Source organism: Pseudomonas sp. MF6755 (genome assembly GCF_016405635.1).
Taxonomy (GTDB): domain Bacteria; phylum Pseudomonadota; class Gammaproteobacteria; order Pseudomonadales; family Pseudomonadaceae; genus Aquipseudomonas; species Aquipseudomonas haemolytica.
The window spans coordinates 77,488-90,170 of sequence record NZ_JAEKDA010000025.1 but is presented as its reverse complement, the minus strand read 5'-3'; the positions used below and the strand labels follow the sequence as shown (position 1 = coordinate 90,170).

Below are 12,683 nucleotides of genomic sequence, written 5' to 3'. Positions count from 1 at the left end.
TGGCTGGCTGAAAGAAAATCGCAGGATCGGCACTCGCTATGACAAGCTGGCCAAGAGCTTTGCAGCCATGGTCACCTTGGCCTGCAGCCTACGTTGCATGCGGCAATACTTTTCGTACAAAGCCTAGATTATGGGCTTTGTTGCATGAGGGTCCTGCAGTTGACAGCGCACCTCCTCCTGGATCAGAAGTGTCAGGCTCTGTGGCATCCCCGGCAGCAAACAGTTCCCAGAAAGCAATTCCGAGCCAGGCAGAGCCAGCTATTACGCCAGCAGTGATAGGTGTTGAGATGCCCGTCATTTCCGGCTGGTACACGTTCTGCCCTACCGCGGCTGACCAAGGTAGCCCAAAACTTCTGGATCTCCTTTATGACGTGCGAGCGAATGCCGGCAAAGTGGCCTTCTTCGACATACAGGTGGACATCGACTGCGTGTTGGGTAGGCAGCCGGACTATGATGCTGCGTTCAGTAGGCTCGAGGACGCGGACGAGGTAATTTACCTCTTGCGCGTGCCCCTAGTAATGGACGGCGATCCTGTCACGCCCCGGCAATGGATTAGCGGCAAGCGCGATCCCTCCGTTCTGCGTACCATGTATAGCGACAATGGTTCCGCGATAGCGATACACAATGGGAACGACAGTCGTAATCCCCTGTCACGTTTCCAGCCCCATGTTGAGGGAAGCAACGACATCCTCTTCGGGCCCTATGCGATAAAGGAAAGCTCCGACGACGATGCCATCACGTTCGATCTGAACGCTTCGTTTCTTGACAGTGCCGCTCTGCAGCAGGCGACCATTATCGCGGAAGAACTCCGTGCTACCCGTGCGCTGCCTACGACTTTGCATTCGCCAGTCGGGAAAGGCGGGTCATAACCGTTTTTGTTTTGCGCAACTGCCATTCTGCTTGTGGTTGGGAATGTTTGCGAACCAACACCGCAATGTTCGAAGCGCGAGCGGTAAAGATCCGGCTTGGGGCGGAAGCCGTCGATCAGAAGGATCAGCTCTTGGCCATTGCCTGCTTATCGTCACTTTGGCATTCGTTGATTCTGTTCAATCTCGAGCCAGGGCATCCGTCGTCGTCTGTTGTGCATCCTTTGCACGTAATGTTGCTGTACGTCTGCAATGTCGTCATCTGCCGCCCATCTAACGCGCGGCAGAGCGGCAGCGGTGCATTGCCAACTCCGCTTCCGTAAATTTCTGACGGTAAAATCGCCTGAAAGCGAATTTTTGATACCGGATGAGATGCCACCATTTGGGCTCTAGAAGCAGTTGGAGCCTTGGCCATGAGCAAAGAACCGCAAGCGATAGTCGCCTTGCTGGATCAGCAATATGAGCAGTTGTTGGTGGACGCGAGACGCCTGGTAACAAGCTATGTGGATGCGTCCATGAAGCTGTACAAAAAGACTGGGGCCAGATCTGTTGTAGCTGCCGTGTCAATCAAGCAAACGAGCCCGAATGCGTACTCGATCTACTGGTGCAAACTGGTGCCACTGCATGGGCAAAAAAACAAATTCGCGCCCCTTACTATTGCCAAGGGCAATGGCAAACACAAATACCCGGCTTCCTCGTTCGAGTTTGTTAAATACCCTTACCGCCGCCTGGTTTTGCAGGTTGAGGAGCGTCTTGCTGAGATTCGTAGCATTGCCAGCGAGAATCGTCAGCTGCGTCGGACGTTGGTCGCTTATGAAAAGAAACTGTCTAGATACCAAGCGCTTGATCATGGCGGTCTCTATTCGGGAGAGTAGAGGCTGAGTGCCTATAAGCAGTGCCGAACGGATCTGAACCGATTTTAGCGTCCGAAAGCCCCGTGCAGCATGGTCTGACGGGGCTTTCTTGTATCAGCAGTGAATTCCTGTGCGACATGTTGCAGCGCTTGAGTAGGTTACGGGCTATAAGCAGTGTAGTGCGCTAAATCTACTCGCTGCCAGCCAGCAGGCCAGTGCATGCGGGGTTCACAGGCTATATTTGCTATTAGCAGTGATGCGTACGTCCAAGGCTGCTGGCCAACTGCGATCTGTATTAGCAGTGAGAGGCTTCACTTTCATAAAATAAACATTGGTAGGTGCCGGTCTAGCTGGTACCTGTGTCGCGCAGCGGATGGCGGCGGTGATGCGCTACCCTTCACTGCATCGCTGCTGTTCGAATGCAATGCGGTTCATTACGCAGATGGGGATGGGGTAGCCCTGGATGTGGGTCGTGAGAGCCTCGCTGCCGGCGATCACCATGATGCAGGAGAGGCCTCTGCGGAAGCGCATTCCTCGTCCCGAGTAATTGCGCGGGATGATCTCCCATGATTCGTCGTCGTAGTAAAAACTAACGATTTCTGACCAGTGCGATTGGACGCCCGCGCCCATGATGCCTACTGGTGTCAGGCAGAAAATTTCTACCTGGGTTTCCTGCCCAAGAGGTACGGCGTAAACCCGACCGTTTGGTGCAATGGGTGGGAAGTACTGCCCGTTACCGAGGTGGCGAAATTCCATGGTGGTGCTCCGGATAGATGAGGTCGCTAGACACTCTCCGGTAGTTTTAGGAAAACCCAAGATCAGATGCTGCCTGCGAGGCGGCGCACGGGTTATGGCGTACCGGGCAAGCTAATTCGCCACATCGAGAAGCGAGCATGCCGTTGATCTAAGCGCTTCGGCGCTCCGGTCATTTTCGCATTGACGCGGCAACTGACTACCCAGCCAAGGTCATCGCTGATCTCATGGACTTGGGTGGCAAATATTGCGTATCGCAGTAGTGATGCCTTGCAGGTGGATTCGGGTAGGCGCCCGCTGCCGATGAAAAGGCAGCGGACAGTTTGTTACAGGTATCTGGTCATACCGCTGAAGACTCAATCGTCGCCACGCTTCTTGTCCAGATACGCTGCGACCATGTAGCCAACAGCACCTGTGATGGTGAGCGCACTGATGACCGCAAGTACCGCATATACCAACAATTCAAAACGATCCACGCCCTGACTCCTTTGACTCGAGGTAAGCCAAGTTTAAGGGCGTCTGATCTAATCCCAAATCTGCTGCGTAGTGCCTTAGCGGCTGGTACCGGCTGCTTCCTTCAGTAGGGTGGCTCGGGCACCGACGTATGCATCAGTTTCCCAGATACGCAAATTTCCGAGCTCGTAGGCGACGTGATCCCGCGCCTCTAGATCCTCGTCGTGGGGAGCGTTTCCCCCAAGAATCGGAGCTTTATGATCGGCCCATTGTTCGTAGAGCTCGCAGGCATACGCTGAGCGGCAATCATCAAAATTTAACCCATGAGCAAGCAAAAGCTCCTTAGCTGCAGGTAGGCTGTTTTGCCGCCATATCCGCCATGCTTCTTGTCTTGGATGCTGACAGTGCCGCACACCTTGAACTGCCGAGGCCGTTTCCAAAACGGCGATCTGCTTGCCCCCTGAGATATTAATTTTGCGGTGATCGTATGGATCTTCGCTGCCGTTACTTACCGAATGATATCCGTCTGCTTTGGCGTCATTCAGAGCTATTCGGGCATCGAAGAAAAACGCTTCACGCAGCGAAATGCCCAGATACCGCACTAACATAATCACCACCGCCAGGTGCTCAGAGAGGCGAGTTTGAACGTCTTCTACAGCTGCCTCGAACCTCGCTTGATCAAGGCTGCGCGGGACGGTAATCCGTGCATGGTTAGGAAAGCCAATACGGTCGCCAACGTCAGCTGTCGCGACTTTCCAGCCACCATCGGTTGCAAGGGCCATTACTGAATACACGGTCTCAAGCAAGTTCGCCGCGCCTTGCTGCGAGAGATTCCCGTGGTACACCTGGATACAGAGTTCTTCGCCGTATTGCCGCACCAGTTTTTTATTGACGAGCTCCAGGATGTCCACCTCATGAGACTCCTTGGCGTAAATACTAAACTGGGCCCACTGCTGGTCGTGGATCATTGCCTCGTGTTGGCTGAGGAGGCCGCGCCGGACTGCCTCCCTGAGGATCGCCGAACCGGCCTTGCTCAAGTCCCGATCAAAATGTAGGTGGAAACTCTGCTTCATGGTCATTCCTCCAATCAGCTCAGGTGCTGAGCTGCTGTAGGGAATGTTGAGGAAGAAAAAATATCCTGTGGTTCGTTTTCGGTCGCTTTCAGCACCTGAAATTGACGAGCGCATCCGTCCCGTAAACGGTCGTTTACGGCACACCTATTCCAGCTGATCTTTTGGACTTGGGATTTACCGCTTTCCTGTCACTTTTCCTGTACCGAAATCAGTGTGAGAAAAACGTATGGGAAAGCGGATTGGATATGCCCGAGTGTCGACTGATGATCAGAACCTCGACCTGCAGCGAGATGCACTTGCTCTGGCTGGGTGCTCAACAGTCTACGAGGAGACCATGAGCGGCAAGTCGGCGGACAGGCCGGAGCTGGGGCATTGCCTCAAAGCTCTGCGTAGTGGTGACACTCTGGTTGTCTGGCGACTGGACCGCCTCGGTCGTTCTTTGCCTGACTTGGTTGGGATTGTCAGTAGCTTGGAGCGGGAAGGGGTGGCCTTCGAATCCATAACCGAACGAATCGAAACCACCAGCGCTGCCGGCAAGCTGATCTTTCACGTGTTCGCTGCCCTGGCTGAGTTTGAGCGCAACCTCATTCGAGAACGAACTCGTGCAGGACTGGCTGCGGCTCGTGCCCGTGGGAGAAAAGGTGGACGCAAGCCTGCGCTGGATGATCGTCAGGTGCGTGAGATACGAGCTCTTCTCAGAGATCCTGAGATACAGCTGACCGATGTTGCCCGACGGTATGGCGTTTCTCGAACAACGCTTTACCGCTACGTCGGTTCGCTGAAATCATCTGCGGTCGTTTAAGTGGTGGTGGTATTTTCCGCTGAAGTTGCTCAGATAATTTTGGGCGCTATGACCTGGCAGGCAAATGAAGGATGTCTCCGGCGTACTACGTGTGCCGGACTACCACTGAATAAAAATAGGGAGTTTTCATGTCGGTGCTTTTTTCTGTGAAGGGATGCGTTGGTACCTTGCTGTTGGTTGCGTTGGTGGGTTGCTCCAGTACCCCGAAGGTCACGTTGCCAGAACCTAAAGATGTTCCTCGCGAAAAATGGTCCGATGCCATGTTGGTTCTGGAAGCCATGCGCATCGATGGTCAGCGCGATATTCCAAGGGAAATGGTTGGGAATGAAGTAGATAACCTGAGCACGCCGCGATCTTCGGGAGGCTCTGGAGGTCTAGCAACGGCAGGTTTGGGATACGTGTCACCTCCAACTGGTTTTAGCAGCGCAGGAGCAGCCTCTCTTGGCGTCGGGTTGTTCTTGTTGGGTGGTGGCAGTGCTGGCCCTGTCTATCACTACCAGGTTGCTGCGTGGGTGCCTGAGGAGCTGGCGTCTAACCCAAAGGAGGCATCTGCGTTGGTCAGGTCGGCTTGGCTTGAGGCGAGAGAGAAATACTTCGGTGGAACAATCTCAAAGTTGCGCCATGAGCCTGCTAGGTACGCTGACGGCTCAGGTAAGAAATACGACAGGCTTGCAGATTTGGCTGCTGAGAACCCCGCGCCGTTCGACGCTCCGGCGAGCGCTGCGCCAGCATTCATTTTGGCCGAGAAAGCCTACGGCCCGATTTTCCTGACCGATCCCTCAGGCGAACTAGTTTGCTGACGCTAGCCGAGCAGATAAGGACGGCATGGATGCACTGGCGGGTATTGCTCGTCACCTGCCCGAATGGATGTATGCGTACTATCCTGGACGGAATTGGCCTAGGGACTTCCGACCTGCCGCGATTTACAACAAGAACGGCAATCTCTATTTCATTGGGAAGTAGTCGTGGTCGGCCTGTGCGACTGGCGATCAGCCAATCATTTCGGAATTTTGTCTGCGTGATCAGTCATGCAGATTCTTTCGCGAGGCGAAGGCGTTCAATAAAAAACGAAGGTGCTCAACACAAACATTGAGCACCTTCGGCGTGCGTTGAGCGCCTTCAGGGAGCGGTGGGAAGCTCCCATGCCCATCCGCCCTGCATTCCTGTTTTGTGTGAACGTATACCTAGCTGTTTCTGGGCTCTGCGAAGTGACGCCGAAGAAATGCAACGCTCTTCAGCTAGAGCTATCAAGTCATTGCTTGCAACAGGCCCAGCTTGCAACGTCTCTTTAAGGAAGCAGCAGGCCTCTTGAGTAGCTGATACGGGCCTGGCGTCACCCGTTTGCTCAATAGCAGCGAGAATGGCTTCAGCGCTTCCTTCAATAGCATCTCCCCATCGGATGCAGGTTGTTTCCAGCTGCTCGCCTATAACGACGGGCTCAACGAAATACTCAATCCCTCCGCTATCAATCGAAACGTTGGATTTGGCTCGGACAAGCACCCTGGCTTCTGAATTCTGATCTTTCTCTGCCACCAGTACAGTGCGAGCGAGCGCGGAGAATGCCTGGCTGCCGATCACACGATTAGCTGCGGAGGACTGGCCCGAACCTTTGCTTAGGTGAGATATGCCGAGGACAGCACAACAATGTCGTTCTGCAAAGTCCACTACCATTTGCAGCCCCTGCCGAACTTCGTTTGCTCGGTGCATGTCCCCACGAATGAGATTGATCAGGGGGTCGAAAATCAGCAATGAGACGCCGTCAATCCGTGCGGCTGCTTCATTTAAAAGTGCAAAGTTGGCAGCAGGATCAAACTGTCGCCTATTCCCACTCTGATCCCTTAGCCCCTCAATTACGTGCACGCGGTTCAGGTCTGCGTCTGCAGCTATGAGGCGAGGAATGATGGTGTCAGCTATACCATCCTCGCCGCTCCAAATTACAACGTTGCCTGCTGCGTCACCTATGCTGCCGTCTGGCCAGTCCGCTCCTCTACTAAGCCTGGCGGCCAGCGATATTGCCAACGTGGTTTTACCGCACCCACCTGCGCCGGCAAGAATGGATAACTTTGCCCTTGGCAGCCAGCCTGGCCAAATCCACTGGATCTTTTCCACTGGAATATTGACCGCTGCTGTGAGTTCTACCGTCCAGCCTGGCTGTTGAGGTGTTCGGCGCTGCATTACAGCGCCTCCCTTTGCCGAATCCAAGCTTGGATTTCGCTGTTTTTCCAGCCGACGCTGGAACCGCACAAAAGGCGTTGTCGCGGGAAAAGGCCCTCCGATATTTTGCGATAGATCGTTGAGCGTTTTAGGCCGACGATTGCTTCGACATCGCGTAAGCGAAGAATTTTGTCATCGTCGCCGACGTCGTCAAAGTTGCTAACGTGCATTGCCATAGGTTTTGAGTCCTAGGTCCTGAAGCGTGGGGCAGCGTCCTCCGGCACTACTGCTAAAAAGGGTAAAAGACGGAAGTCGGCTGGCTATATAGCGAGCACGGGCATTTGCCACACGCATAGGTATATGCGCGTTTCCGAGATAAATGTTCGGTAGCGTCGGAGGTCGTTGTGGGCTACAGAAGTTCTAGGCCGTAAGGCTTCTAGGGGCAGAACGGTATGAGAGTGTTCATGCCAGATGCGCAAATCAACCGACGGAAGTTGATGCGGCCCGCTCAGCCGATGCGAACGAGGCGAAAGTTTTTAACATCGCTACCAGAGCGACGTGGCGGACCGTTGCGGATCGATAGGGATCGCTTGGGACGGACAATTTTTAACATGAGAGTGCCGGGTTGGCAATCAGCAGATGCTCTGTCTTGGTTGGGAAAGGGTGGCCCAACCAAGACAGTAGTTGACTGAATGCTCAGCGTTCTATCGGAACCAACTAGTTATCTGTCCCGATATCGAGCTTGGGCAGCGCCTTGACGATTTTCTGAGTCTCCAGGCTGACGGTGACCACGCGCTGGAACAGCTCAAGTGGATACTTGGGGTTGCCCATGGTTTCGACGGCCCAATCGTTGGCGTCGTTGACGATGCCGCTGGCTTTGTCGGTGCGCACGGCCTGGCGCTCCATTACCCAGTCCAGCGCAGCCTTACCGTTGACCACGTAATCCCAGGCCGCCTCGGGGATGCCCTTTAGGGTGATGCGGTGGTTGTAGATGACCGTGCTTTTATCGCCTTTCTTGGCGAATTTCATCTTCTCTACGCGGTAATCGGCATTGGTGAGCGCGCCCTTGGCCTCAATGGTAAGTGGGTATGGCTCGACGGCTTCGTAGTTCAGATGAAGCTCGGCTAGGGCGCGGCCCGCCTTGCTGAAAGCCCAGAAGTCGGCGGCCTTCTTCACAGCCGGGATGCGCGGCAGCTCTTTGCTCAGGTTGTCGGCATAACGCTCGCGATAATCCTGAGAATGCAGGATGCCGTAGACGTAGTAGAACAGGTCTTCCTTGCCGATGGCCTCGCTCGGATAGGCGCTGGCAAAGTGCGCAAGACCAGCATCGGTGATGGCATCGCGGCGGCGCAAACCACCTTCAATTGGCTCAGCAAAGAGGTCGTCTTTGGATGCTTGGGCGGCTTCGTCGTAAAAATAGAGAGGGAAGCATTGCGAGCCTGCCTCCATTATATTCAGGTCTGGTATTAGTCCTACAATAAAAGCACTAAAACTTTTCGCGCCCTTAGACGTGACAGTTATAGAGATATTTTTTGAGCCACACCCAGGAAAGATCTTTGGAATAAGGGCGACGTCATTGATTAAGCTGCGATGGAAATACAAATTCGATTTTACGAACGGCCTGTATACGCCAATTGTTAAGGCGTCATCAACATAGTAGATCGAGCGCCCTCTTTGAACACCTTCGCGCAAAGCTCTTGACCAGCTAATTTTTTCGTCGTTGAAAGAGATAAACTCCTCAACTAATGGACGCGCCCCACTCTCTGCGCTGGAAAAGCTCTTGCTGTAGCGCAAGAGTTCAGAGTTATAAAAGTCAACAGTACATTTTATGTTTTCAATTAAATTACTCTTTGAGTAATTATAAACCCAATTATCCCTATTGGTTTTTACTCCATTTGAGTAAATTTTGAATATAGCTATCTTTTCATTTTTCTTATCACCCAGAACAATGTGGTCGGAAAAGCTGTCATCGCGCTGCTTGAGCCAGTCGCCATGGGCATCCGGGGTAATAACCTGCCAGTCTGGTATACCTGCCAAGCTCCCAAAAGTGGCGATTTTTTCCAACTTCTCTTTACGGCTGAGGTAGTCGCCAATATCGTGGAAAAGAATTCGGCCATGCTCGTCCGTGTCGGGGTTTTTTACCAGCAGCGTGATGGCAATCGGGGCACGGCTGCCGCTATCAAAAATCTTCCCACCTTCCTTGCGCGACAGCTCGCCCGAAGTGCGCTGGTTTCCTCTCAAATGAAATACATGGATATTTGAGAACTCTTCTGCTAGGCATTTACGCAAGCCATCAGCGGTACTAGTATCCAACCAGCCCGCATTGGTCACAAAGCCAATCACGCCTGCATTTCCTATACGGTCAGAGGCCCAACGTATGGCGCGAATATAGCTATCGTAAAGCGCATTTTTATTGCTTGCAGTCGAGCGCTCAGCGTAAGAACTGCGGATGCGTTCATCTAAACTTGGATAGGCAATATTGGCATTATTGTCGTTAGCGCTCTCCTGCTTCGCTGAATACGGTGGATTGCCCACAATTACTCGGATATCCAGCGCTTTCTGCCGCTTACGGCGAGCGCTATTGTCCTCCAGCAGCGCGTCTACCAAGTCGTCCTTCTCATACATTTGGAAGGTGTCGGTCAGACAGATACCTTCAAACGGCGTGTACTCGTCGATCACTTCGTCGTGGTAAGCCGCTTCGATATTGATGGCAGCGATGTAGTAGGCGAGTAGCACTAATTCGTTGGCATGGATCTCGTGCTTGTATTTGTGCGGCAGCTCTTCCGATTTGATCAGGCCGGACTGGATCAGGCGGGTGATAAAGGTGCCAGTGCCGGTGAACGGGTCGATGATGTGGACGCCTTTGCTACCGAGGGTCTGCCCGAACTCCTGTTGCAGCAGGTGGTTGACGCTGTGGAGGATGAAGTCCACCACCTCAACTGGGGTGTAAACGATCCCTAAGCGTTCGGTCATCTTTGGGAAAGCGTTACGGAAAAACTTGTCGTACAGCTCGACAATGATCTTTTGCTTGCCTTGAGCGTTGTCGATGCCGGCAGCTCGTTGACGAACGCTGGCGTAGAACTTTTCCAGCGTGTCGGCTTCCTTGGCCAGGTGATGCTCATGGAGCGCGTCCAGCACGCCTTGCATGGCTTTGGACATGGGGTTGTGGCTGGCGAAGCTGTATTCCTCGAACAGAGCATTGAACACTGGCTTGGTTACCAGATGCTGGGCAAGCATTTCGATGATCTCGCCATCGCTGATGCTGTCGTTGAGATCATCGCGCAGCTCAGCGGCGAATGCCTCGAAAGTCGCTCTCTCCTTGGTGTATTCAGGGTTCTCCAAAATGCCCTGGATACGGTCGATATGGGTGCGGGCGATCTTGGCGATGTCGTTGGCCCAGTCTTCCCAGTGGTGGCGGTTGCCGCACTTGTCGACGATCTTGGCGTAGATGGCCTTCTCGATTTCCCCGACCTCGTAGGTCAGCTCGGCCTGCTGGGTCATCTGGCCTTCAACATCGTACTTAGCGTGTTTCTCACCAATGCCGTACTGGCCTTTGCCTGCCTGGCCGTTGCTCGTGCCGCTAGCTTTCCTGACCTTTTTATCGGCCTTGTCGGTGATGGCGATGACTTCCATCTTGCGCGGGTCAGAGCCGATCAGGTCGAGCTTGTTGACCATGGCGTCGAAGCTGTCGTCGTGCGAGCGCAGTGCCTGAAGCACCTGCCAGACTACTTTGTAGGTCTGGTTGTCGTTGAGGGCTACATGGGGTTCCGTATTTGCTGGGATAACCACCGGCAACACCACATAGCCACGCTTCTTGCCTGGTGCGTTGCGCATCACCCGGCCTACGGATTGCACCACGTCCACTTGGGAGTTGCGCGGAGTGAGGAAAAGCACCGCGTCCAGTGCCGGTACGTCCACGCCCTCAGACAGGCAGCGCACGTTGCTAAGGATGCGGCATGTGTTGGTGGGCGGTTCTTCTTTCAGCCAGTTGAGCTTGGCTTCTTTCTGGCTGGCGTTCATGCCGCCATCGACGTGTTCGGCTTCACAGATGATGCGCGAGCCCTCGTCGATCTCTTCGGACTCCTGGTAAGCCTCAACCACCGACTGGAACATACTGGCGATGTTGATCGAGCTGACCTTGTGCTTGGTTCCTTTGTAGTTAGGCGAGATGACCTGACAGAAAGCCACAGCGCGCTTCATGGGCTGATCATCACCCACAAGATTTTCGGCTAGCCCTTGTTTGGCCAGCGCCTTCCAGCAGCCAACGATCTTAGCGGCGTCGTCCACCTTGAGTTGGTTGTCTTCGTCCTTCAGCAGTTCCTGAAGCCGACGACTGATAACGCTCTCTTCAACAGTGAGTACCAGCACCTTGTAGTCGGTGAGCAGACCGCGCTGAACAGCCTCGGAGAAGTTGATGACGAACAACTCTTTGCCGTACAGCGCTTCGTCATCCATTGAGCACAGGGTGACTTCACCAGACTCGGCCTTGATCTTGGCGTTGTCGCCGTAGATGCGCGGCGTAGCGGTCATGTACAGGCGTTTGGTGGCACGGATGTAGTCGGCATCATGAATGCGAACGAAGGTGCTTTCCTCATCATCGTCGAAGGTTGCGCCGGTTGTGCGGTGGGCTTCGTCGCAGATCACCAGATCGAACGCTGCCAGGCCGTAGTCATGCTGGGCGCGGCTGATCACGTCGATGGAGTGATAGGTGGAGAACACCACGCTCATGTGCTCGGCATCGTGACGCTTGAGCATTTCCGCTGCGAGACGATCAGCCTTAGTGGTGGCTGGGTAGCGCAGTTCATGGGTGAACACCTGAACTGCGTCATCCTCTGCTTTTCGCTTCTTGCCTACGTCGCTGTCGGAGCAGACGGCAAAGCTGTGGAGCGGGGTTGCGCTTTCCTGCGTCCATTCGGTAAGGGTTTGCGATAGCAGTGACAGGCTGGGCACTAGGAACAGTACGCGCTTGCCCTTGCCGGCCTGCTGCTCGGCAATTTTCAGGCTGGTGAAGGTCTTGCCGGTGCCGCAGGCCATGATCAGCTTGCCGCGTTCGGCGTCCTTTAGGCCAGCGGCCACTGCATTCAGCGCGGTTTGCTGGTGCTCGCGCAACTGCTTCTTGGCCTTGAGCGCGACGGCTTGATGGGGCTGGTATTTGGCCCAGTCTATCTGGCTGTCTTCCAGGGCTTGCAGGTCGATTTTACTGACCGGAGGCTGCTGGCCCTGCAACGCGTCCTCGGCGTGCTCGCTCCAGTTGTTGGTGGTGGCGACGATGACGCGGTGCGAGAACGGCGCTTTGCCCGAGGCGGTGAAGAAACTGTCTATGTCCTTCTTCTGGACTTTGTAGTCCTCGGCGTACAGCTTGCACTGGATGGCGTGGTACTCGCCGGTGCCCTGAGTGCGAGCCACTAAATCAATGCCCGCATCTTTGCCGCTGAGGCTTTGTTCCTTCGCCCACTCCGCATACGTCCATACTTTGTCGTAAAGGTCGCGGTAGGTGGCTTCGTTGCGGAGGTAAGTGCAAATCAGCTCTTCGAAGTAAGTACCTTTTTCGCGTTCGGTGACAGAAGCGCTGCGGTAGGTATTCAGCAAAGCTGATAAGGCTGACATCGGTAGGAATTCCTTTTGAACTGCGTCTGGCGCATTACAGGCGCCAAATCGGCGCAGTGTAGCAATTCAGCCAGTACTGGAGCGATAAGATAGTGCTCGTATTAGCTTGAAGGCTCGCTGG

The 12,683-nt window shown here is 54.3% G+C and carries 9 protein-coding genes and 1 pseudogene; 5 read left to right on the top strand and 5 right to left on the bottom strand.

Annotated elements, in window-relative coordinates; all coding sequences use genetic code 11:
* From JFT66_RS26985 to mobI, 3 genes and pseudogenes are all read left to right on the top strand, one after another.
* A pseudogene (locus JFT66_RS26985) lies at positions 1 to 127 on the top strand (IS5/IS1182 family transposase); the annotation flags it as partial.
* 160 nt (positions 128 to 287) lie between these two features.
* Positions 288 to 869 carry a hypothetical protein gene (locus JFT66_RS26980; protein WP_017735520.1) on the top strand — a complete coding sequence of 194 codons (582 nt, stop codon included), beginning with the start codon at positions 288 to 290 and terminating at the stop codon, positions 867 to 869.
* A gap of 410 nt (positions 870 to 1,279) precedes the next feature.
* A complete protein-coding gene (gene mobI / locus JFT66_RS26975; protein WP_014754508.1) occupies positions 1,280 to 1,741 on the top strand; it encodes a conjugative transfer protein MobI(A/C) in 462 nt (153 codons plus the stop codon).
* Between the two features lie 369 nt (positions 1,742 to 2,110).
* On the opposite strand, the gene JFT66_RS26970 is transcribed toward mobI, so the two are convergent.
* Positions 2,111 to 2,476, bottom strand: coding sequence for a hypothetical protein (locus JFT66_RS26970; RefSeq protein WP_047283068.1), 366 nt, complete (start codon positions 2,474 to 2,476; stop codon positions 2,111 to 2,113).
* A gap of 548 nt (positions 2,477 to 3,024) precedes the next feature.
* Complete coding sequence (locus tag JFT66_RS26965) at positions 3,025 to 3,999, bottom strand: hypothetical protein (RefSeq protein ID WP_047283067.1); 975 nt, start codon at positions 3,997 to 3,999, stop codon at positions 3,025 to 3,027.
* Positions 4,000 to 4,225: 226 nt separating this feature from the next.
* On the opposite strand from JFT66_RS26965, the gene JFT66_RS26960 reads away from it, so the two are divergent.
* Together JFT66_RS26960 and JFT66_RS26955 are read left to right on the top strand one after the other, a co-directional pair.
* Positions 4,226 to 4,801, top strand: coding sequence for a recombinase family protein (locus JFT66_RS26960; RefSeq protein WP_198860482.1), 576 nt, complete (start codon positions 4,226 to 4,228; stop codon positions 4,799 to 4,801).
* Between the two features lie 128 nt (positions 4,802 to 4,929).
* Entirely contained in the window at positions 4,930 to 5,601 is a 672-nt protein-coding gene (locus tag JFT66_RS26955; RefSeq protein ID WP_233097202.1) for a hypothetical protein, read from the top strand.
* A 319-nt stretch (positions 5,602 to 5,920) separates the two neighbouring features.
* Here JFT66_RS26955 and JFT66_RS26950 read toward each other — a convergent pair whose 3' ends face one another.
* From JFT66_RS26950 to JFT66_RS26940, 3 genes are all read right to left on the bottom strand, one after another.
* On the bottom strand, positions 5,921 to 6,976 hold the full coding sequence (locus JFT66_RS26950) for an AAA family ATPase (RefSeq protein ID WP_198860481.1): 1,056 nt from the start codon (positions 6,974 to 6,976) through the stop codon (positions 5,921 to 5,923).
* Positions 6,976 to 7,191, bottom strand: a complete 216-nt coding sequence (locus JFT66_RS26945) for a helix-turn-helix transcriptional regulator (protein WP_019817960.1) — start codon at positions 7,189 to 7,191, stop codon at positions 6,976 to 6,978. The genes JFT66_RS26950 and JFT66_RS26945 overlap by 1 nt, the downstream gene beginning before the upstream one ends.
* Positions 7,192 to 7,672: 481 nt before the next feature.
* The gene (locus tag JFT66_RS26940; RefSeq protein WP_198860480.1) at positions 7,673 to 12,562 is read right to left on the bottom strand and encodes a DEAD/DEAH box helicase; all 4,890 of its coding nucleotides are present in this window, start codon (positions 12,560 to 12,562) and stop codon (positions 7,673 to 7,675) included.
* Positions 12,563 to 12,683 lie beyond the last annotated feature (121 nt).